General features: G+C 56.2%; 18 protein-coding genes. 8 read left to right on the top strand and 10 right to left on the bottom strand.

The genetic code is table 11. The features are described 5' to 3' along the window. Position 1: 1 nt before the first annotated feature. From OLTU_RS13625 to OLTU_RS13610, 4 genes are all read right to left on the bottom strand, one after another. Complete coding sequence (locus OLTU_RS13625; RefSeq protein WP_141733317.1) at positions 2 to 187, bottom strand: hypothetical protein; 186 nt, start codon at positions 185 to 187, stop codon at positions 2 to 4. 136 nt (positions 188 to 323) lie between these two features. After that, complete coding sequence (locus OLTU_RS13620) at positions 324 to 3,647, bottom strand: 7TM diverse intracellular signaling domain-containing protein (RefSeq protein WP_176736602.1); 3,324 nt, start codon at positions 3,645 to 3,647, stop codon at positions 324 to 326. Between the two features lie 10 nt (positions 3,648 to 3,657). Next, a complete protein-coding gene (locus tag OLTU_RS13615; protein WP_218110023.1) occupies positions 3,658 to 6,930 on the bottom strand; it encodes an ATP-binding protein in 3,273 nt (1,090 codons plus the stop codon). 177 nt (positions 6,931 to 7,107) lie between these two features. Further along, complete coding sequence (locus OLTU_RS13610) at positions 7,108 to 7,932, bottom strand: M48 family metallopeptidase (protein ID WP_141733314.1); 825 nt, start codon at positions 7,930 to 7,932, stop codon at positions 7,108 to 7,110. A 194-nt stretch (positions 7,933 to 8,126) separates the two neighbouring features. Between OLTU_RS13610 and OLTU_RS13605 the strand changes: the two genes are divergently transcribed. The 6 genes from OLTU_RS13605 to OLTU_RS13580 all read left to right on the top strand — a co-directional run bounded on the left by OLTU_RS13605 (position 8,127) and on the right by OLTU_RS13580 (position 14,254). Then, entirely contained in the window at positions 8,127 to 9,392 is a 1,266-nt protein-coding gene (locus tag OLTU_RS13605) for a thioredoxin domain-containing protein (protein ID WP_176736601.1), read from the top strand. Positions 9,393 to 9,485: 93 nt separating this feature from the next. After that, a complete protein-coding gene (locus OLTU_RS13600) occupies positions 9,486 to 10,754 on the top strand; it encodes an AmpG family muropeptide MFS transporter (protein ID WP_141733312.1) in 1,269 nt (422 codons plus the stop codon). 74 nt (positions 10,755 to 10,828) lie between these two features. Beyond that, positions 10,829 to 11,563, top strand: a complete 735-nt coding sequence (locus OLTU_RS13595) for a Bax inhibitor-1/YccA family protein (protein ID WP_141733311.1) — start codon at positions 10,829 to 10,831, stop codon at positions 11,561 to 11,563. Positions 11,564 to 11,629: 66 nt separating this feature from the next. Continuing rightward, the gene (locus OLTU_RS13590) at positions 11,630 to 13,180 is read left to right on the top strand and encodes a tannase/feruloyl esterase family alpha/beta hydrolase (protein ID WP_141733310.1); all 1,551 of its coding nucleotides are present in this window, start codon (positions 11,630 to 11,632) and stop codon (positions 13,178 to 13,180) included. A 225-nt stretch (positions 13,181 to 13,405) separates the two neighbouring features. Further along, on the top strand, positions 13,406 to 13,897 hold the full coding sequence (locus OLTU_RS13585; protein ID WP_141733309.1) for a BP74-related protein: 492 nt from the start codon (positions 13,406 to 13,408) through the stop codon (positions 13,895 to 13,897). A gap of 9 nt (positions 13,898 to 13,906) precedes the next feature. Further along, a complete protein-coding gene (locus OLTU_RS13580) occupies positions 13,907 to 14,254 on the top strand; it encodes a hypothetical protein (RefSeq protein WP_141733308.1) in 348 nt (115 codons plus the stop codon). A gap of 56 nt (positions 14,255 to 14,310) precedes the next feature. On the opposite strand, the gene OLTU_RS13575 is transcribed toward OLTU_RS13580, so the two are convergent. Then, positions 14,311 to 14,757 (bottom strand): hypothetical protein, encoded by a 447-nt coding sequence (locus tag OLTU_RS13575; RefSeq protein WP_141733307.1) that lies wholly within the window; start codon positions 14,755 to 14,757, stop codon positions 14,311 to 14,313. A gap of 180 nt (positions 14,758 to 14,937) precedes the next feature. Here OLTU_RS13575 and OLTU_RS31905 point away from each other — a divergent pair, with 180 nt between their 5' ends. Then, positions 14,938 to 15,108, top strand: a complete 171-nt coding sequence (locus OLTU_RS31905) for a hypothetical protein (RefSeq protein WP_176736600.1) — start codon at positions 14,938 to 14,940, stop codon at positions 15,106 to 15,108. Here OLTU_RS31905 and OLTU_RS13570 read toward each other — a convergent pair. The 5 genes from OLTU_RS13570 to OLTU_RS13550 form a co-directional block, all read right to left on the bottom strand. Beyond that, a complete protein-coding gene (locus OLTU_RS13570) occupies positions 15,105 to 15,578 on the bottom strand; it encodes a hypothetical protein (protein ID WP_141733306.1) in 474 nt (157 codons plus the stop codon). The two genes, OLTU_RS31905 and OLTU_RS13570, sit on opposite strands and share 4 nt — an antisense overlap. Positions 15,579 to 15,694: 116 nt before the next feature. Next, on the bottom strand, positions 15,695 to 17,197 hold the full coding sequence (locus tag OLTU_RS13565; protein ID WP_141733305.1) for a sensor histidine kinase: 1,503 nt from the start codon (positions 17,195 to 17,197) through the stop codon (positions 15,695 to 15,697). Continuing rightward, positions 17,187 to 18,755, bottom strand: coding sequence for an ABC transporter substrate-binding protein (locus tag OLTU_RS13560; protein ID WP_141733304.1), 1,569 nt, complete (start codon positions 18,753 to 18,755; stop codon positions 17,187 to 17,189). The genes OLTU_RS13565 and OLTU_RS13560 overlap by 11 nt, the downstream gene beginning before the upstream one ends. Next, positions 18,716 to 18,994, bottom strand: coding sequence for a hypothetical protein (locus tag OLTU_RS13555; RefSeq protein WP_141733303.1), 279 nt, complete (start codon positions 18,992 to 18,994; stop codon positions 18,716 to 18,718). Before OLTU_RS13555 ends, OLTU_RS13560 begins: the two co-directional genes overlap by 40 nt. After that, positions 18,984 to 20,492, bottom strand: coding sequence for a sigma-54-dependent transcriptional regulator (locus tag OLTU_RS13550; protein ID WP_141733302.1), 1,509 nt, complete (start codon positions 20,490 to 20,492; stop codon positions 18,984 to 18,986). The genes OLTU_RS13555 and OLTU_RS13550 overlap by 11 nt, the downstream gene beginning before the upstream one ends. Positions 20,493 to 20,763: 271 nt before the next feature. Here OLTU_RS13550 and OLTU_RS13545 point away from each other — a divergent pair, with 271 nt between their 5' ends. Next, positions 20,764 to 22,287 carry a S8 family peptidase gene (locus tag OLTU_RS13545; RefSeq protein ID WP_218110022.1) on the top strand — a complete coding sequence of 508 codons (1,524 nt, stop codon included), beginning with the start codon at positions 20,764 to 20,766 and terminating at the stop codon, positions 22,285 to 22,287. Positions 22,288 to 22,539: the final 252 nt, after the last annotated feature.

The following is a 22,539-nucleotide window of genomic DNA, read 5'->3' as shown; positions in this document are numbered from 1 at the left end:
GTCACCTGGCCCTGAAAATGGCGTTGTCCACACAGCCGATGCTGGTGTGGACGCCCCCTGCCCTCTCGCAGACCTTGCGATCGTGATAGCTTACGATACCTTCAAAAACGGCCAGCATCACAATCATGACCCCGAGCAAAATCAGCAGCCTGGTCCCGGTTGAACGATTGAACATATGATCAAACATGCGAACGGCCCCTCCCGAGGCGACGCCCTATGGGCTCAAAAGATTTTGGGTAGAATCGGGTGCCCCCATTTTTCCAGGCCGAAAGGCAAGGGGCAAGCTGGAAATCAAAAAATTCCGAAAAAATGCGCCCTTGCAGCTATTTTGAAGGATCGGCCACGTGGAAACCGAGTGATAGGTCCTGTGGTTTGTCCACGGAGGCCTGGGCTCGTTCGTAGAAATACCTGGCGACAGGATCCGTGGGATCGACCTTCAGGATCGATTCGAGCAGCAAAAGGGCTTCGACCACGCGATTTTCAATCAGCTGCTGGACGGCGGTTTCAAAGTCGATCTGCGTGATCCGGCGTTGGGCCATCTGGGGTTCGGCATCCAGGAGCTCGTAAAGGGTCACGGGAATGCTGCGGCCGCGCAGCTGGAAGGGTCCCAGGTAACGCCAGTTCCATTGATTGGGATTGATCAACGAGCCTCGCAGCTCTTCGGACACGATCACCCGCACTTCCAAGGCCTTGCTGATCGATTCAATTCGTGCGGCGACATTCACCGCATCGGACAGCACGGTGGCTTCAAAGCGTTCCGGTTCCCCCAGAGTGCCGATCATCGTGGGTCCTATATGAATTCCCATCCCGAGCCAATAATCGTTGTTGACCGCCAGACCACGCTGCATGGCAATGGCGGCCTCCACCGCTCCTTCCGCGCCTTGCGGAAATAGAGCCAGGATCGCATCACCGATGTACTTATCCACAAAACCCTGGGCCCGACGTATTTCCGGTCCTAGGATGGAATAACAACGATTCAACCAATTGAAGGTGTCCGCCGGCGGCATGGTTTCCATGGCGCTGGTAAAGCCGCGGATATCCGCAAAGGTGATGGCGAGGCGCCGCTCCACCGCATCACCGAGCTTCACATCCGCAAGGTCCTGGTAGCCCAGGAGCGCGATAATATCCTCCGGCACGAAGCGTTTCATCGCCAGCGACCGCTTGGAAACCTTCAGGTGGGTGTTCATGCGGGCGAACAGTTCATCGCGATGGATCGGCTTCAGGAGATAGTCATTCGCTCCGGATTCAAAACCGGCAACGATGTCCTGGGCCTGCTGTTTGGCGGTCAGCATGATCACCGGCAGCAGCGAAATATCATGCGTCCGGCGCAAATGGCGACAGACTTCATAGCCAGTCATTCCTGGCATCATCACATCCAGCAGCACCGCATCAAAATGGTTTTCCGCATAAAAGATTTCGAGAGCCTCTGGCCCGGTGGCGGCTTCCGTGATGAGATAAGGCTGTCCTTCCAGAAAGTTCCGGAGCACCGCTCGATTCATGGCATCATCATCGACCACCAGAACCCGATAAAGGCGCGGATGCGCGGGAGTTTCTGCGGCGTTCTCCTGCTGCGGGGCCAGAGCCAGGGCACGGCGGCCAGCCGACGAACCTCGGTTTTTATCGACCGTCGCAGGGGTCCGCACCAGGCCATCACCGGCCGCTGCCAGCAATCGTGCCGGTTCCTGCTGCTCCGTGACATCATCGAGAACCTCATGCTGCGCTTTGAGGAACTGCAGGACCACCGTGGTTCCCACGCCGACCTGCGAATGGATTTCCATTTTTCCCTGAAGCTTTCGCACCAGACCATAAGCCAGAGCGAGGCCGAGCCCGGTGCCGCCCTGCCCGCGACCTGCTCCTCCATCCGCCTGGACAAAGTGAGCTTCAAGGTTTTTGAGCCGTTCCGGAGGAATGCCGATGCCGGTATCGCGGATGGCGAGCTGAATCATCTGATCCCTTTCCTGACAGATGATGGCGATCTCACCCTGCGTCGTAAACTTGATGGCATTGGAAACGATGCCATGAATCACCGTCGCCACATGGGAGGGATCCCCCTGGATACCGAGCGGACCAGCTTGAATGCCACTGATGTCGCAACCGAGTTTTTTGAACGCCAGATCATCGGCAAGCTGCTGCAGGACCCTCCGGATGATGGGCTTCAGGTTAATGTCGCTCAGCTCCACCGTCAGCATATCCTTCTGCAGGGCGGAGAAATCCAGAATATTGCTGACCAGTTGATAAAGACGCTTGGAGGCTGTCCAGATATGCTGCACATCCTCCCGATTGCGTGGATCCATCTCGCGATGGGCCAGCATGTTTTCCGACAGACCGATCATGCTGTTGAGCGGCGTGCGCAGCTCATGTGAAGTATTGGCCAGGAACTGATCCTTCAGGGCCACAAGGTGTTTTTGTTCCTTGAGTGCGACCTGGCTGGCCGCAAGAGCCCTTTGATCCGCTTCCCGTGCCATGCGCTCGGATTCGAGGGCGCGCATACTCTCTGCCTGGACCTTCTCCTGCAATGTTTTGATCCGATCCGCCAGGGCCATGGAAAAGAGGATGAATTCAATCGCCGAACCGACCTGCTGGGCACCCTGAGTGAACACATTATTGGGAATGAGACTGCCGGAGCGCAGCAGAGAAATCATGGAACCCACGATAAAAAAGAGCCAGGCCATCACATACCAGTAGGCCACCCGCTCCCGCCTCTGAATACCGACCACGCCGGTCCAAATCAAAAACAGAATCCAGGGTGCAATGGCAAAGATCATCACGCCCCAGTAGGAATAGCGGCGAAAGTCGAGCAGGGCCAGAAGAAAGATCGGAACGGAAACGGCGGCGAGATAACCCATGAACCAGCGCGGCACGCGCCCCTGGATATCGAGCAGACGCGTGGCGAAGAGGCTGGAACAAAGCTCGCCGATCAAAACTCCAGCGATCATGATGGGGCCGGTCGCTTCCAGGAACTCGGGCCAAAGGATAACGTAGCCGACGCCGCTATAGGCGAGCTGAAACATGGCGAAACAGGCGAGAAAACCCACATAGTAGCCGTAGATACGCAGTCCCGTGAACGTCCAGACCAGAAAATTGTAAAGGGCGATGGCCACGAAAGCGCCATAGTACAGCGACTGCAGCGCGACGTCCCAGAGCCTTTGTTTTTCGAAACCGGCGGCATCACGCAAGGCCAAGGGCACCTGCAACGCAGCCTGCGATTGCATACGCATCAAATAAAAACCCTGGGGTGAAGGCTTCAGAATAAAACTGGGAAAGTGCGTATTCATCGGCCAGTCGGCTCTGGGAATGCGAATGCCGGCCGTCTGTTCCTGCCATTGTTGATCCACAAACTGATAGACATGAAACTCATCCATGAGCGTATGCCGCATTTCCAGGAACAGGGGTCCCCTGGTCATCAGTTCCGGAGGGAGACGCAGCTTGAGCCAGATCGAACCATTGTAATAGCCGAAGTTGGGGGCCAGATTCTTATGGACTTTCCAGGGCAGAGACCCCATCTCAGCCACAATTTTATCCGGCGTGAGGTCATGGCCAGGATCATGCAGCGACTGCAGTTCGACCCCAGGTTCCTCCAGCAGCGAGGCAAACCCTAGCGCGGGGTGCAGGCCGATCAGAATCAATATGGTCCATAAAACCTGCATGAGACTCCTGTCAGGCGGCACGCATGGAAATGGTAAAGGACGCGCCGCCATAGTTTTCGCTATCCGTGATCTGCAGTTCGGCATCCAGCCTTTGGGTGATGGACTTCACCACGGCCAGTCCGAGACCGGTTCCCTGTCCCAGGTCCTTCGTCGTATAGAAGGGTTCAAAGATTTTTTCACGCATCATGGTCGGGATGCCGGCACCACTGTCCTCGACTTTCAGGATCAGCTTCTGGTCTGACTGCCGAATCGTCAGATGAATCCGATCATCCTTCCGCCCTTTGACGGCATCCGCGGCATTGCTCAGGAGATTCATGAGCACCTGCACCAGATCGCTGCGCCGGCCTTTGAACCAAAGCCCGGGCTCCACGTCCTTGCTGAAATGAAAGTATTTGAGTTTATGATGCAGAATGTTGACCACATCCTCGACGATCCGATCCACCTCGTACCGCGCGGCGTCCTGCGGTTGATGGCGCATGACCGCTTTGATGGATTCGGTCATGCCGAGCATGGTTTGCACCGTCCGATCCGCAAGATCGCAGTAACCCAGAATTTTGGCCTGCGGCTCGGCTGCGTTCATGGATGATTCGATACCCTGACGGAGCCACTCCATCAGCGTTTTAAAATGCAGAAGCGGATTGCTCAATTCATGCGCAATGCCGGCTGTTGCCGCGCCCATAGAAGCGAGGCGTTCGGCATGCTGCAGCTGTTCCTCCACGGATTTTAAAGCGTCGCGGAGCTGCAAGCTTTCGTTTTGAATGTGTAGATTTTTTTCGATCGCCGCCTTGAGTCGAGCCTGATGATGCAGACGCGCATCCACCTCGGTGGCCGAGAAAGGCTTGAGGATATAGTCGCTGGCGCCCAACGCATAAGCGGCGAGGAGATCCTTTTCCAAAGCCTTGGCGGAGAGCACGATCACCGGCAACTCCGCTTCGTTATATTCCTGCCTGAGGTGCCGCAGCACATCGTAGCCGCTCATCTCCGGCATCATGATATCGAGCAGGATGACATCAAATTTGCTCTTGTTGCGAATCAGATCGAGGGCTGTCGGTCCGTCGCCAACGCCCTGAGTCCGATGACCGCTCATGCGGAGGATTTCCTCCAGCACCTGCCGGTTCATCGGCTCATCATCCACAATCAAAATATCGAGGCTGGCATGCAGTTGATCCTGATCCGCCCAGCCCGAAATTTTTGTTATCGGTGCCAGCCCGGAATTTCCACGCCGCGCGGATTCCAGTTGCGACTCAAAACTGACCTTGCGATCAACCATAAGCTTCTGATCGGGGCGTGACAGGGAGGGCTCAGGCGCCTGATTCAGACTCAGCGTGAACCAGAACGTGCTACCGAAGTTGGGAACGGATTGCACACCCACGACCCCGCCATGGGCCTCCACGATCTGCTTGACGATGGCCAGACCCAGGCCAAGCCCTCCGTGACGTCGAGCGATGCCGCCATCGGCCTGCGTGAAGGCGGTAAAGATGCGTTCATGGTCCGCCGCATCGATTCCGTTGCCGGAATCACTCACACGCACGGTCACGATATCCCCTTGAACCAGGGCGGAAACCTTGATTTTCCCCTTGGAGGTGAACTTGATCGCGTTGCTGACGAGGTTGAAAAGGATCTGCTGCAGGCGATCGGGATCAGCGTGAACAATCACATCGTCGGCGCCCACGAGGTTGACCAGCTCGATGGGATCCTCGCCCAGTGTGGGGCGGAGGATATCAAAGACCAGATTGATTTGATCGTTCAGGCTGGTGGGGGCCGGATAAAGGGACATCACCTGGCGTTCGCCGCGCGAGAAATCCAGAAGGTCACCCAGGAGTGCGGCCAGTCTTTGGCCGCTGCGTATGATGCCATCCAGACTCCGCAGGGAATCGGGAGTAAGGTTGCCCTGTTCGCGCCTTTGAATGGCCTGAGCCAGTCCCATCATACCGTTGAGAGGCGTCCGCAGTTCATGACTGGTGTTGGCCACCAGCTGATCCCTCTGTTCATTCAAGCGCTTCTGTTCATCAAGACTCCGCTGCGTGGCTTCCCGTGAACTTTTTTCAGCCTCAAAGGCGATCGCCTGCAGACGCTGCTGTTCCTGCAGACTGGCTTCCCTTTCCGCCTGAAGCAGGGCGAATTTCTCCCCCAAAGCCAGCGACAGAAGCACGAGTTCCGCTGCCGCACCCAAGGGCTGCAGCCAGGGCACCCAGCCGGTCGACGGAATCGCCGCGTTATTGGCCAAAAGCGTCACGATATTGCCCAGCATGATGAAGGTCCAGGCCAGGACATAAAACCGCGCGGGTCGGAAACGGAACATGCGGTAAAAGCCCACACCGATCAGGATGCAGGAGAGGCCAAAGCTCATGGCCAGGGTAAATTGCAGGGCAAAAAACGAGGAGCTGAAGAGGAGCCAGTTGGCGATATTCACAAGGCAGAGGCCCTGGAGGATTCGGTAGAAGCGGAAGATCCTTTTATGAGTATCCTTCAGATTCAAAAAGGCGATGGAAAAGGCCACCGCCGTTAAGGAGATGCAGTCAATGACAACGTAAATGCCATCGCGCATCCACCAGGAGCCCACCGCATCCGGTGCGACGTAAATCGACGCCAGCCCATTATAGAGAGCGAAGAAACAGAGATACGAGAAGATATAGGAGCAATAGAACAGATAGGCTCGCTGGGAGAACTTGAAATAGACAAAAAGATTATAGAAAAACATGACAATGCAGATGCCCAGAATGCTGCCATAAAACAACTGTTCCGCCAGTTCAGAGTCGACAAAGGCCTTGGGCGTCCAGGCTTCCAGCGCGAAGATCACCGCACTGGTCGTTTCCATTTTGAAATAGTAGTGATGCAGCCCCGGCTCGATCTCGAGAGGAAAGATGGGCAACCGGTGTTGTATGGGTCTCTCACTTGCCCGGACCAGATCCCCGAGGACCCAGAGTGTAATGGGTTCAAAGGACTCCTTCACTTCATAAAGAGACAGCTTATCAAGGGTTGCATAGCGGGAAACGATGTGCAGAGGCAAAGGCGCCTCGCTCGTATTCCGAATGCTGAGCCGGGCCCAGAATACGCCCTTCGCCATATAGCCCTTGGAAATGATGCCGCGCGTCTGCGGCATGAAGGCGTCCGCATAGGGCGCTTGGGTCAGTTGCTCCAGGGAAAGCTGCGCGGTCGGGTCGTGATAAAGGCTGAGCCAGGTTCCCAGCTGCAGCTGCTCGATCCGGTCGCCGTTCAGCTCCAGGACGGGAGCAGCGAACACCTGACTCCAGCCGCAAAGCCAAAGGCAGCTGATCAGCATTCGCGCGACAGCTGAAGGGAATCTTTGAAGTTTTTTCATTCCTCGAGCCAAGATCAAACACCTCTGTTGAAGAGACTGAGGGTTGTCTGGGCTTTCGGTGTTTTGAAAAAAAGGTATCGAGGAAGAATTTACCGGGCGGGCCTGGTATTAAGGTCAAAATACGCGGAAATTGTCTTCCTACTGAAGATATTGATTCAGTCGTGATTGAAAATCCTTAAGGTCAAAGACCTGGGGTTTCAACCTTTGTTTTTGCTCACTCGTGAGAGCCGCCATGCGTTCCTGCACCTGGCGAATGCGTTCCTCTGTCAAAGGATGCGTACTCAAGAAAACACTCATGCGCTGGAGTTGTTTGCTGTCTTCCGTGCTGGTGGAGCGTTTCTTTTCAAGCCTTTGGAAGAAATGCGTCATGCCCTGGGGATGGATTCCGGCTGTCACCAGGTAATCAAAGCCGATGCGATCCGCCTCAGCCTCCTGCGTTCGGGTGAAACCATTTTGCAAAAGCACCTGGCTTTGCTGCAGAATATAGGCACCCAGTTCGGACACATCGCCCAGGAAATAGGTGACGATGGCCGCCAAGCTCAGGCTTTGAATCATGGATTTCAGCACATGCTTTTCGGTAACATGCGCCAGCTCATGCGCGGCCACGCCCAGGATTTCCTCGGGACTGCCCGCAGCCATCAGCATGCCCGCATTGAAAATCAAAATGCCGCCGGGCAGGGCAAAGGCATTCAGTTCCTTGTCGCGGCTGATGTAAATCTTGATGGAAGGTTCCTTGATCTTATTGCGGGTCACGAGCGGATTCAGCAGGTTTTGCAAGCGCCTCTGCAGCAAGGAATCCTGCAGAACAGCTTCGGGCGGCAGGACGGTCGGCAGAATCTGTTGTCCCAGTCCCTCTTCCATATCGGTGGGAATCCGGTCGACCAGAGCGTCCAGGGCCCGGTCCTTCCATTCCAACAGACCACAGCCTGACAATAAGAAACAAAAGAGCAGCAAAACTCGCATGCCATGCCTCCCAGGGAACACCGCCTTTCACCATAAAGGAATCGCCTGCCGAAGGCGAGAACGAAAAATTCAGGTTCGCATGACTTTTCGGCCGTCTGCGCCGCTGAAACCATTGCCCAATCCGGGCAAAACCACTATAACCCGGCAAAGGCCGCATAACGCAGGCCAGGCGGACCCTACGAGGAGCGATACCGGTGCGATTCATCATCCTCTCCATTTTCCTGATCCTGTTATCAGGCTGTGTCACCACCCGTTCGGTCGCCACGCTGGCGGAAGTGGAACAGGCCAACGCTGAAGGTGAACTCCTGCTGGTGGAACCTGCCTTCGCTCAGGAACTCCTCAAGGCACCTCTTTCCAAGCCGCTCCTTTTGGAATTTTACGCGGACTGGTGTGGGCCTTGCCAGACCCTGAGGCGTCCGCTTCAGCGCGCAGCCCGCGATGGAAAGGGTCGCTATCTGGTGGCCAAGGTGGATGTCTCGCATCGGCCCGAGGTCATGGACACCTTTGGTATGCGAGGTTCCTATCCGTCCTTTATCCTGCGGGCCCCGGGCAATCCGGAGCCTTTGCGGAAATACGGCGCCGATAAATTCGAGGGTCTGGTCACCTGGCTGAAGGATGAGAAGAAATCCATCACCGCGCCTTTGAAGTTTTCAGAGTCCAAGGAGCGACGTGGTTACAAGGCTGTTCTGGTGGCCGGCAGTTCGGGCAATGCGAATTTCATTCAGGAGCTGTATTTCATGCAGCGGATTCTGGTGGATAAAGGCCTCAAGCCCGAAGAGGTCGCGTGTTTTGCTGCGGCCCCCGACTTTGTCGAATATCATCTCGACAAGGAGCAGTTCGAGTCGCTCAAGCCTTTCATTCAAAACTGTCGTCTGGCGAAGCGTGAGGCCATCCTCGCCACGATTCAGACCTCGATCAACCAGAACCCGGATCAATTTTATCTTTATGTTTCTTCGCATGGCGCCGCCCCGGTGCCGGCAGAAAACAGCGAGCGTTATAAGGAACTCTGCTTGAGCCAGGCTCCCGCTTTGGTTCTGGATGAAGAGGAGGAAGGCTGCCAGGCTTTGCAGGATCTCACGCCCGACGCCCTGGCGGCGGTGATGATGAGCGCCAGCGCCACCAAAAAATATATCATTCTTCAGGGCTGCTATACGGGTGGTTTCATTTCCACGACCAGCGATCCCGCGGAAAACCCCAGCTCCCTCGCCGCTCTTCCCCGGATGACCATTCTCACGGCCTCACGTCCGGATCGAACCAGTTTTGGTTGCCATCCGGGCTGGGCCATGACGATTTATGGTTACGCGGTGATCAGGACCCTGGCGGGTTCGCAGGCTTCGCTGGACGCAATCCCCTGGGCGGAGATTGCACGGGATGTGGACCAGCATGTGCAGGACGAGGAAAAGAAATTTTCCATTCCCACTCGTCTCAGGTCGCATCCGCAGTTCTTCCAAAATCCTTGACCAGGACCAGGCCGCGGCGAAGAAGTCAGGTTTACGGTCGGGGGGGCATTTGATAAAGTAAGAACTTCAGTTAATTTTGAAGAGATCAGCTCCATGCTTACCCTTCGCCAGCTCGTCAATCGCCGCCTGCTGACTGCATTCATCATGGGTGTGGCCTCCGGCCTTCCCCTTCTGATTACCATTACGCTCATGCAGGCTCGCGCGAAAGACGCGTCCGTCAGCCTTGAGAACATTGGTCTCATGTCGCTCGTCGGTCTGCCCTATACCTTGAAATTTGTCTGGGCTCCTCTGTTTGACCGCTATGCCCTGCCCTTTCTCGGTCGGCGGCGTGGCTGGATCATCGCGACCCAGGTGCTGCTGATGCTGGCCATCTGGGGCATGGGGCTCACGAATCCCGCCCAGGGCGACTTCGGACTTTGGGCCTTCGTGGGCATGGCCTTTCTCGTTACCTTTTTCAGTGCGAGTCAGGATATCGTGATCGATGCCTACCGGCGCGAGGATCTCACGACCGCGGAATTGGGCCTCGGTTCGTCCTATTATATTTATGGTTACCGCCTCGGCATGCTGGCGGTCAGCGGCGGCGGCTTGATCCTGGCCGACATCCTCGCCTGGCCGGTGGTGTTCTTTATCATGGGCGCCTGTCTCATTCCCGCGATTATCGCGACCTTTTTCTCGCCCGAACCTGTGGTCACCGAAACCCCACCCCGCACCCTGCGCGAATCCGTGGTGGAGCCTTTTCGTGAGTACTTCTCGCGTGACCAGGCCTGGCTGATGCTCTGCTTCATTCTTCTCTATAAGGTCGGTGATAATCTCGCTGCTGCGCTCACAACGCCCTTCTACCTGGATCTCGGCTTCAGCAAGACGGAAATCGGTGCGATCGTCAAACTCTTCGGTTTTTGGGCCACTCTGCTCGGCAGTTTCGTGGGTGGTGTCGTGCTCCTGAAGATCGGCATCAACCGCGCGCTCTGGCTCTTTGGTTTTCTGCAGATGGTGTCCACCGCGGGTTTTGCGATTCTCGCCTCACGCGGTCATGACCTTGTGATGCTCGGTGCTGTCATTTCCTTTGAAAATCTGGCGTCCGGAATGGGGACGGCGGCTTTCGTGGCCTTCATGGCGAGCCTGGCGAATAAGCGTTTTACGGCTACCCAGTACGCGCTGCTCTCAAGCCTCATGGGCGTTCCACGCGTTCTGCTCAGCTCCGCCACCGGTTTTTTAGCGAGCAGCATGGGCTGGTTTTGGTTCTTTACCTTCTGCACGGTCGTCGCCGTTCCTGGCATGATGATGCTGGGACGCTTTGCTCCCTGGCGCCAGAAGGATCCCGTCGAGGCCCTGCCGGAATCGTCCTCCGAAGCCGTGGTGTAATTCCCTGCAATATTGCGAGTCATGGGACGTCCTTGGTAGGTTAACATCCCTTTATCATCAAGGAATCCCATGCCATGACAGCCATTACGATTACCCAGACGGACATCGCCAAAGCCAAGGCCACCAAATTTATTGCGGACGTTTACACCCGCATGATCCTCGCCGTTCTGGCCTCGGCCGTGGTCGGCTACGTTTCTCTGCAATCCGGCCTGCTCCTGAGCGGCCTTATCAACATGGGTCGCGGTCTGACCCTTGGGATTTTTGGCACCCAGCTTTTGACTGTGATTGCCTTTCAGGGTTCGGTCTTCAGCATGAAGCCGGCGCTGACCCGGGCCCTCTTTGCCGTATATTCGGTGGTGACCGGTTTGACTCTCGGCTTGATCGGATTGCTGTACACTCTGGATTCCATCCTGATGGTCGCCGGACTTTCCGGCGCCTCGTTTGCCGGTCTTGCGATCTATGGGAAAACCACCCAGCGCGACCTGGGCCCCATTGGAACCTTTGCCCTCTCGGCTTTGATCATGCTCATGCTCTATGGTTTGGGTATTCTTCTCGCCTCCTTTGTACCCGCGCTGCAGCCCTACATGGACGCTGCCATCAAATTGCACGCTGTGATTGGGGCTGTACTTTTCTCGGCTCTCATCGCCTATGAATCTCAAAAACTGCGTACCGTGGCCTGGAAGCTGGCGCAGCAATCGGCGCATGATGATGAAATTGAAATCTTTGTGAACAGCGCGGCTTTGAATATGTATATGAACTTTATTGGACTCTTCCTGAGTTTGATGCGGCTGCTCGGCAGTCGCCGTTGATTTGCGCACGGACCTTGAACTTGTTATAAGAGCAAACATCGTCCCCACCCACACACGAGGTGCCCGATGCGTGCTCTTGCCTCTTTCCTCCTGCTCGTCAGTCTCACTCCCGTTGGCTATTCCCAGGTCTGCGAACCCCTGCACAAGGGTTTTCCGGACGCCAGGCTGGAGAGCATCACGCAGGGGGTTCTCACCATTCCGGCCAGCGAAGCCACCTTTCGTAGTGAAACAACCTTCAAGGATCTGCCGCGCTTCTGTCGCGTGCGAATCCAGCACCGGCCCAGGCCAGACTCCGACATTGGTATGGAGGTCTGGCTGCCGGAAACAAACTGGAATGGCCGCTACCTTCAGGTCGGGAATGGAGGATTTGCCGGCACCATTCATCATCATAGCCTGGTTCATTATCTGAAACGTGGCTTTGCCGTCGCTGGAACGGATAATGGTCACAAGGGTTATGATGACGACACCCGCTGGTCCATCGGTCATCCCGAAAAAATCGTGGATTTCGGTCATCGGGCTGTGCATGAAACCAATCAGCTGGCGCAAACCGTCGTTCAAAAATTTTATGGAAAACCCGCGGTTTTTCGTTATATGACCGGCTGCTCCGATGGAGGCCGTGAAGGTCTGATGGAAGCGCAGCGTTATCCCGAGGACTTCCACGGTATTCTTGCAGGTGCCCCGGCTCTGCGGTGGACGCATGGTTTCACCGCACTTCTGCATGTCCGGCAAGTGCTCGACCGCCTGCCGGATAAACTGCAGCCCGCGCATATTCAGGCGCTCCGCCTTGAGTCTCTGAAGCAGTGTGATGCCGCCGATGGATTGAAGGATGGCATCGTCGATCCGATGGCGTCCTGTGAACCGAATTTCAAAGGCCTTATGTGCCCAGGTCCCAAGCCTTGTTTTTCAAAACAGCAGATGGCGGCCGTGCAGGCGATTTACGATGGCCCCCAAGGCGTTCACGGTTTCCGTTACACCCAGGGTTTTGAAGACGGACCCTTTCAATGGCCCACCTGGTTTACCGGCCCGACCATGTGGGGTGCGCCGGAACCTTTGGCGAACAGTCTTTCCTATGCTTTCTTTGGACCGATGGTTTATCAGAACGCAAAGCTGGATGTTCTCCAAATTTCCGTCCAGGAGGCTGTGGCGAAAGCGGATCGCGAACTGGCGTCGATTCTAAATGCCGATCGGGATACGTTATCACGCAAGCGTTATAAGATCCTTCACTATCACGGCTGGGCGGATGCGGCCGTCCCTGCACAACATTCGATCGACTATTACACGAAGGTTTTAAAGAAATATCCACAGGCTCAGGATTTTTACCGGCTCTTCATGGTGTCGGGCATGGGTCATTGTTTAACCGGATCCGGTCCGCAAATTTTCAACGGCACCGTGGATAATCAAGGTGCCCCGGAGGATCCGGCTCATGATGCGCTGCTGGCCCTGATGGATTGGGTGGAAAAAGGCCGCGCGCCCGAGGCTCTGATCGCCACGCAATTCGTGGATGATGATCCGAAAAAACCCGTGCGCCGAACCCGACCTCTCTGTCCTTATCCGCAAAGAGCACGATGGGATGGCAAGGGTGATCCCAACCTGGATTCTTCCTTCACCTGTCGCTAGAGCTTCCAGAAACCTGGACATCCCTCCATATTCCTGCACAAGGGCTGCCTTTGACGGCTGCCCAGTCAAACCCCGTATTGAATTTTTTGCAAGGACTTAACTCCCGCCGTCTCCTCATCCCACCATCCAAACCTTTTGGCCCCGTATTTGCTCTCTGATAGACACAGAACGCAACCAGACTTGCCAATTCGACAAGTCGGATTGTTTGTCATGGAGGACACTATCATGAAACCGTTCATCCTCTGGATGATCACCGGCCTGGCCGCGACCGGCACGAGCCAGGCCTGTCCCTTGATCTATGCTCCTGTTTGCGCCGATCCCCCGGGCAAGGGTCCCGCCGAGATTTTCAGCAACAGCTGTGTCGCCGAATCCGAGGGCTATATCCCGCGCCCTGAAGGGGCCATGATTCAGTTTGATATCGTGGGCGAGGAGTTCTGGGTTTATACCACATCGGCATCAGCGATAAGCGACGCGAAAGGCCTTCTCACCAACGGCGGTACGCTGGTCCCGATGATGACCCTGGCCGATGGCGCGTCCTGCAGTGGCTCCTGGACTTTTCATGCCGTTCCTGATTCTCTCACCTTTGAAAGCCTTACGATTGAGCTCTGCGACGGCCGCCCTTCCTATGTTGAAGCCAACAAGGCGGAATGGCTAAGCACGGTGAAAAGCTTCTGTCCATGGGCTGCGAAGGTTGTTGGCGTTTACGATCTACCCTAAGGAGTTTCTATGAAATTCGTATCAACCGTTCTCGGCGCGCTGCTGCTGCCCTTTTCCTCAGCCATGGCTGATTTGCAGCCCCCCAGGCAGGAGCCCCTGCTCGGATTGCGGGTGAGCAGCAAGGGCATCACCTATTTTGTGTACACTGCAGGCTGCACCCAAAAAAGTGATTTTGAGGTTTACACGCTGGAATCCTATCCGCCCCAACTGAATCTCGTCAGGATCAAGCCGGACACCTGTGATGCTTATGTTCCCGATGGCAAGGCGATCTTCTATCGCTGGGAGGAGGTGGGTCTGCCGCGAGGATTCCCGTTCAAAGTGAATAACCCCGTGCAGAATTTTGTGGTTCCTGATTAAGCGGACCGGCGGCCCCGCTGTCCGCCACATGACGGGCAGCAGGGACATCCGCATCCTCAATCCAGCCAGCGCAGTTCTTTCACGATAATGGCAGGACGGGCGCCTGTTTCCAAACCTGGCAATTCAATGAAATCGCCTTCCACTTCAAAAGGCAGACCATTGAGCCGCGACAATATCCTGCGGTCCTCGCGGGTGACAACCAGCTCATAGCTGACATCCGGGTTTTCAAAGGTCCGCAGAGCGATGCCGGTGGTTTCGCCACCGATGGCCACGATTCCTGTCACGACCTGACCGCTGACCGTGATCGACTCATACTCACCGATCACGCAGGAACCAAGTCTTGCATCATAACGACTTTCGACGGGGCAGAAACAGCGGCTGGGTTTGCCCCAGGGATTAAGGTCCTTGGTGCAGCCAAGGTTTTCGGTTGGGAAGATTTCAGCACCTTGAGCGGCGCTGGTGACACTGATGAGACTGAAAAGAATGGCATTGAAAAATTTCATAAAACGTCCTCCTTGTGATGGGACTCAGTGCTACCACGGTTCCGCGCGCAAAGTGGAGAGCTGGCTGGCCAATTCAAGTCTGATTTTTGAGGAAGAAATTTTCCAAACCCTATCACGGAATATGGTCTGAATATTGTTTGGGAAAAGGCTTTCAACCTGAATCGACCAGGAGTCGAAAAAATGAAACAACGGCTCACGTCTTCAATTCTTTTCAATCTGATGGTCACGGCCGTTCCTGCCTGGGCTGCCGGGGAGGAACTCTTCCCCAAGAGCCTGGCCCAGTGGCAAACTGGAACTCTAAAGAGAGCGGCGCTCAGGTCGCGCGATCCGGAGCGCCTCTTTCCCTCTTAAAGCGCGACCGTAAATTCCGTCGTGCCCGTCAGCTGGCTCCTGTAACAAACCGCCGTTAAGCCTTCGGTATCCTCGATCCCGGCCTCCACCAGCTGCTGCCGGAGACCCGGAATGGGGCTCGCACAGCTCTCCGCCGACTGCGCCCAGACCTGATCCTCCACCGTCACCGAACAGGACGTGGTCGTCGGGACAATGCCACAGGCCGGCTCGGAACGCTTCATCAGGGCCTGAGTCACCGAGCAACGAATCAGCGCCGGATCATAGTCCACTCCCGCGATGGTCAGCTTCTTTTTCAAAGCGATCCGGGCAAAACACGTGTTGCTGCCCTCAGCCGAATACTCTTCATAGCTGCAAACAGCCGGCTGATAAACCATGGGACACATGGGTGTTGGAGGAAACTGCACCGCCTCGAGCTGAGCGGAAAGCCCGAAGAGACCCAGAGCCAGGGCTGCCATACGAAATGCTGTCATGTGAATTCCTTTCTCCAATTGCGTTGGCCCTTTGGAGAGCAAGATCAATACCAGGCAAACTTCCGCAGAAATTCAACGGTGGGGCAGCACCCCTCCGCCTCCTGATGGATACGACTCTAGGAATTTTGTCCAGACACGGGGACATATCCGTTCAGAGGTATGGACATGGCCTGTCGCCGCTTGAGAAGACGCAGGCGCGATTGGAACGCCTGAATCCAGGCACCATCATCGGGGGCCTGGGCCATGATAATGGGAAGCGCAAGTTGGATGGCGCGGTCGATCACCTGTTCATTCCGGCTGATGATGAGTTCAGCCTGGGGCAGGGCCTCCGGATCGGCACTCAATTCGAAAGGATCCAGCTCGGCCTGGGACACATGCTGCGCGGCCACGGCCTTCAGCTCATCGTCCAGCCAGATCAAAGGGGAATGGGACTGGTTCAAACGCACGATCGGAGCCACCGGGCCAGGCCGCGTTTCGCTTTTTTGAGCAGCGATGACCGCGTTGGGGAAAATCAGCATAAAGCGCGTGCCCTCCGCGCTGGAGCTCACATCCACACGCCCTCCATGCGCGCGCACCGTGTCACGGACGATGCTGAGGCCCAGTCCATGCTGCGGCTGGGATTCATGCCGGCGGAAGACCTGCACCTGCTCCGCCGGCATTTCAGGTCCATCGTTTCCCACATCAACGATCAGATCCTGCCCTTGATCCTGAAGCCTGACCTTCACCTCATTGGCTCCGGCCTGAAAGGCGTTCAGGACAAGGTTGGCCAGGGAACGTTCAAATTTATCAAGGTCCAGATAAAGCTGCAGCGAGGGCGGCATGTCGAGCTGCAGTTGCGTGGGAGTCGGGGCAATCGAGGCCAGAAAATTCTGCAGATCCTCGGCCGTCAGCGTATGCGATTCCATGCGGATCAGGCCTTCCAGTTCCGCTTTCTTCAACTTCTCGATCATGGCGTAGAGCCTTTGCAGATGGCTCTGCAGCTGGGGACGAAGTTCCAGAAACTGAGCCGGGTCCTCGACGTAGGCCACGCGCTGAAAAATCATGGCCGGGAGTTTCAGATCATGGCATATGCGCGCACTGAGCCGCCCAAGGGCCGCCTCCTTATGATGTTTTAACTGCTCGCGATAATAGGTCGCCACATGCTGGCGGAACACCCAAAAGACAAGAAAAAAAATCAGGAGAGCGACGAGCCCGACAAGGAACACGTAAGGAAAGTAGTGCAGCAAGGAATAACGGTAAACAAGGAACGCGAAGCAGTTCTGTTGATCGGCTCGGAGACAAATGGGAATTTCGATGGACGCACTCAGGGCGGGCGGCTCATTGCCGGTTTCCGCACCGAGTACGAAGAGCGTTCGGGTTCCACTGCGGAAGGATATCTCGGAAAAGTTTTCCCCGATATTCTGCTTCAGGATCTTGAGCACCGTGGCGTTGTTGCCGATCAAGAGATCATTGCGCACGGTCTGACTCAGATGCTTCGCAAACTGCCGTTGCAAATGGTTGCGAATGCCCATGCTCAGCAGCATCGCCACCATCATAAAAAAGCCAAGGGCCAAAAGGCCCCGATAAAACAGACGACGCAGGAGCGGTCTCAGTTCAAGATCTTCAGGATCACTCAGCATAACGGATCAGATGAAAGGGATTGGCGATGCTCAAGGGGGAAAAATTCATGACCCAGGGCTTCCGGATCAAAGCACCCGTATCATAGTTCCAAAGGGGAATCACCGCGGGATTGGTCCAAATGGATCGCAGATGAGCTTCCTTCAGAAGGGCCACGCGCTTCTGGGTGTCCTGCTCGGTCACATACCGGCGAATCCAGACATCGGGACTCACGCCGCCGGCATCGAGCAGCCCGGTGACCAGCATCGTGCGGATGGTTCCCACTTCCTCATAGGTGGAAAGGTCATAACTTTTAAAGCGCAGATCGACCGGAGCGTCCGGCTTGGAGGCAAAGACCACCGGCCAACGCAGGAGCCGCCGCTTCAGGCAAGGCACGAGCTGCTCGCTTATATAATTGGGAAAGCGGATACGCACTTCCCGGCTCAGAATCGTGATGCGATGATTCTTGCGCGCCGTTTCCAACGACGCTTCCTCGGCCGGTGTGAGCATGCCGACGCCGGAGGGTGGAATCAGGACGTGCGTCGGGCGCCGCACATGATCCTGCCTGGCTGAGGCGAGGCAGAGGCGTGTGGCTCCCTGCAGGCGCAGGATGATCTGCCGACGTGCCTCGACCGTATGCCGCTTGCGTCCTTCCGGAGTGAAAAGGAGAAGACCCACGCCCATCGGCAGGGTCGTGATGGTGTTGACCTGATCACCAAGGTTTTCGGCGAGCGTTCGAAATTCAAAGGGATTCAAGGCCGAAAACCGCGCGGCATGGTCAATCCTGTTGGTCAGAAAATCCTCGGTCAGGCTTTCAGGACTGGCATTCAGCCCGGGAATCAGATGAACTTCCTGGGGCATGTCCGGCTTGTAATTAAAGTGATAGGGATTGGCTCGCAGAATGGTGCGCGCCAGATCCTGGTTATCCAGGGTATAGGGACCGGAACCGGCGGCATGATTCTGGATCGTCACGCCATCGGGCGCGAGGGCAGCCTGCGGCACGATGCTGGTATCCACCGCCGTCAGAAGCTGTGGCAGGATCGCCAGAGGATCGCGGGTTTGAATGGTCAGCACCTGACCATCCGCCTTAAGGCCAGGACAGGCGTCCTGGATGCTTTTCAAACGCTTCGTGTGACAGAATTGTTCGACGTAAAATCCGTCCGCATCCTGCTGCAGAAAGGCCGCACGTTTCAAGGAAAGCGCGGCATCAGCGGCCGTGATAAACTGCCCATCCGCCCGACGATGTTCACGCCGCAGGGTCAACACCATGGTGTGCGGATCCTTCCAGCTGAAGCTTTCGGCCCAGCCCGACTTCAACTGCGCATTGGCATCCAGTTCCAGCAGCGGACTGTAGAGGGCCTGCACCATACTGGACTCAAAATCCATTTGCGTACGCGCAGGGTCCCACGCGCTGGTCCGAATCGGATCATCAGGATAATCAACCTTCAGCGCGGGAAGGGAGGGCTGTCCGCCCACCAGCCATTCGCGGCCGAAAAAAGTCGCAACGCTGACCAGGGCCAGCGTGATCCCAGTCCAAAGAATTATTTTTTGTCGGCCGTGGCCTCGGCTTGGGCTTTGCAAGGCTGCTCGATTCCTGTTCCTGTTGTTCCATGTAGCACGGCCTCAAGCGCAGCAGGACTGCCCTGCTCGTGCTTATTGCAACCGGTCGCGGCCATCAGGCCGACTACAGATTGTATATCACAATCAGGCAGGCCAGGTACACAGAGAGGAACAACAACCACCGCTTCATCGGGCCTGGCGTGCACCTGAGTCGCCAATCCCACAAGACCCACAGCCATGAACAGTTTTTTACAAATCATACTTGGAGCTCCCTTGGAAAAATGGATTTCCATTCAGACGCCGAGGATTTTCCTGCAGGCCATATTTTTGCCTTTTGGCTGCCAATGAACTGCGTGAAACCCCCAGGGCGCGAACAGCATCGTTTACAGTCGTATGACGTGTCAAGGCACAATTTATTACAATTCTTTCGTAATCTTCGAGTGCCTGATCGAGTGGCACGTCCTCGGTGAGAGCGCGCATGACCTGACGAATCATATCAGAAGAAACGAGTGAGCTTTTGTTGACAAAGGAAGTTTCAGCTGTCTGCTGTCCAGGCGCCAGCATGGTTTTGAACACCGGCAGGTTACGGGCTGTGATCTCTTCGACGTTATAGGAGCTCATCACGACAAGGGATTGCAGAGCTCGATAGAGCTGGCGGATATTGCCTTGCCAGTAGTAACCGCGACAGCGTTCGATGATGTTTTGCAGTTCCTGTTCCGGAACCGGAATATTTTCCCGGGCAAAGAACAGACGCACCAGCTGGGGCATTTCATCGAGGCGGTCGCGCAGGGGCGGCAGCGCGATATCAAGCCCGGTGATGCGCATTCGGAGGTCGAGCAGGAACTCATCGCGTTCGGTCGCGGCGTCGAGGTCCTTGGTGCTCGCGGCGATCAGCTGAAAGCGGGAATATTGAACCTTGGTGGAGCCCAGAGGTTCATACGAACCATCATTCAGCGTGCGCAGGAGTTTTTGCTGGCAGTCCTTCTCCAGGGTATGAATCTCATCCATAAACAGGATGCCGCCGTCCGCTTCCCCGATGTAGCCAAGATAATTCGCCGTCGCGCCCGTGAAGGCTCCTTTGCGATGTCCAAAGAGCATCGACAGAGCCATGCTGCTATTCAGCGTTGCGCAGTTCACCGCCACAAAGGGAATCTCCCCTTCCGCCTCCCGCCGATGCTTGTGAATGAGCCGCGCGAATTCTTCTTTTCCTGTGCCTGTCTCGCCATAAATCACGACCGGCAGGCTCCGACTGCGCGCCACCTTGCGGGCAATCTCCCGAAAATTCGCGGCGAGCACGATCCCGTCCTCGGCCTGCAGATCCGCATAGGTCGGATGCCCACGCCGCAAACCATCCAGGTTGGCCTGCTGGTTGCGATTCTGCATGGCATTTACGATGGCGATCTTGAGATCTTCTGCACTCAAAAGCGGCTTACGTAAAAACCCGTAGGCACCGTTCTTCAGCGCCTGTTGATAAATATCGAGGCTCGGATCGGACGAGGTCGCAATCGGGAGGATCTGCGGCGACTCCTGATGAGCCAACTTGATAAGCTCAAGCCCCTCAGCGCCAGCGAGCCGCTGGGATAAGTGGACATCGACCAGCATGATATCGAACGCGCTCTTCTGCAAGAGTTCCCGCGCGCTTTCAAAGTCCAGTGCGCCGCGTGTTTCAAACCCGGCTGCCTTGCCGAATTCCAGGTAGTTTTGCAAGACAGCTGCTTCGTCTTCCACAATCAGGAGTCGTTGACCTGCCGCTTTCATGTGCCCACTCTCAAGGATGTGTTCCGAAAAGGTGCCAAGGGTAACACCATTAAGCGACTAATGTCCAGACCACGGTGGACATGGGTTGCGTCTGATAACATTGGCGGAATGAGGGTTTGGCACCCTGCTGACTCGCACTTCATGCGCACTTCCATTTCAGCCTGCATAAGCCACCTAGGGATAAATAGCAGAGTCCCCTTCCGGGTTGCTGTTGACTCTTGCTGTGGAGATTTCTATGGGGCACCTCAAAACCTTGGCACCATTGCTTTTCATGACCCTTGCAGCCGCCAGCTGCCAGCCAAAGGACCAGAATCACAGGCACCGCGGTATTCCAGAGGAAGCCGTCCCGGGCAGTTTCAAAGTTGTCCTCGATAGCTGTATTCCGGAAGCCGAGAGGCTGCCGCATCTCAGGACAAAAAGCGAGGAAGTCGGCACGCAGATCGGCTGCCAGGTCTCCAGCGTGGAGGCCCTGTCCTTTGAAAATCCGGTCGCTGACCTTCGCATGACTTATCACGTGCAATTTGATAACTGCTCCATGGACACCGAAAAGCTGCAAAAAACTCTCACGATCTTTGAGGAGATGAGCGGTATCAAGGAAGTGGAAGCTGAAGCGGTCATCACCTCCACTGAAGAGGAGGATGCCGTGGGGAGTGACCCCTTGCGGAGCAAGCAATATTACCTTAACACCATCCACCGCGATGAGGCTTGCAAGGCTCTCGCAGCCAGCAGCGCTCAACCCGTGATCGTCGCGGTCGTGGACACCGGTGTGGACATGGATCACCCAGATCTGGTCGATAGCTTTCTGCGCGATTCCAAGGGAAAAGTCATTGGCGCGAATTTTGTCGGCAAAGGCAGCCGCAACGCCCCCGATGACAAGTGGGATGATCCGCGCGGGCACGGCACGCATGTGGCAGGACTGATCGCAGCGACCGCACGCAATGCAAAAGGCATGGCGGGTGTGGGCGCCTGTGCTCCGATTAAGATCATGCCGGTGCGCGTGCTCGGCAGCAATGGAAAAGGCAGCACTCTGACGATCGAACGGGGTGTGGAATGGGCCATCGCCAAGGGCGCGGACATCATCAACCTTTCGCTCGGTGGCACCCGCTTTTTCAAAAGTGCGAGGGACCAGCACCGCAGCAGTCTCTATGAACTGGCCAAATCCAAAAATGTGCTCGTCTTCGCTTCGGCCGGAAATAGCTCGTATCGGCTTGGAAAATACTACGAAGTTGTGGACGAGGATACGCAGAAGAAGCTGAAGGGTTACGTCTATTCCTTTCCAGGAAGTTATGACAATGTCGTCACCGTCGCGGCGACCAATTCGAAAAATCAGCTGACCGGCTTTTCGAATCGCGGGTACGGCGTTGATATCGCGGCTCCTGGCAGTCGGACGCTCTCCACCTACCCGGGCGGTACTTACCGCAACATGTCAGGAACATCGATGGCGGCGCCGATTGCAGCGGGCAGTTATGCTCTCGTGCTCAGCGGTGTTCGCCAATCCAAAACGAAACGCTTCAGCTATGATCAGATTTATCCGCTTCTGACGAAAGCCACAGGCGGGGCGCTTTTAAGCAAAGATGATGTCTTGTCCAAAGGCGTCGTCGATGTTCAAAAGCTTCTGCTGACGGCGAAGGATAAGTTTGTTCCCGAAGTCGTTCCTGATGAACCCAAGCCGGAGGATCCGAAACCCGAGGATCCAAAACCCGTGGACCCGATTCCCGACACACCGGCTCCGGACACGACAGCCCCCGAGGAGCCAGCGCAACCGCCTATGGACACCTGTACCTTTGAGCGGTAACACGCGCCAGCTCCGGACATGCAAACCACCGACAGCCGTCGACAAGTCAGCCCACCGACACGTCAGCCCCGGAGGGGCCTCTGCCAGCCACCGACACGTCAGCCCACCGACACGTCAGCCCACCGACACGTCAGCCCCGGAGGGGCCTCTGCCAGCCACCGACACGTCAGCCCACCGACACGTCAGCCCCGGAGGGGCCTCTGCCAGCCACCGACACGTCAGCCCACCGACACGTCAGCCCCGGAGGGGCCC

The sequence above is a fragment of the Oligoflexus tunisiensis genome (assembly GCF_001748245.1).
In the GTDB taxonomy this organism is placed as follows: Bacteria; Bdellovibrionota_B; Oligoflexia; order Oligoflexales; family Oligoflexaceae; genus Oligoflexus; species Oligoflexus tunisiensis.
The sequence above is the reverse complement of the archived record's forward strand: the minus strand, read 5'-3'. Positions and strand labels throughout refer to the sequence as shown.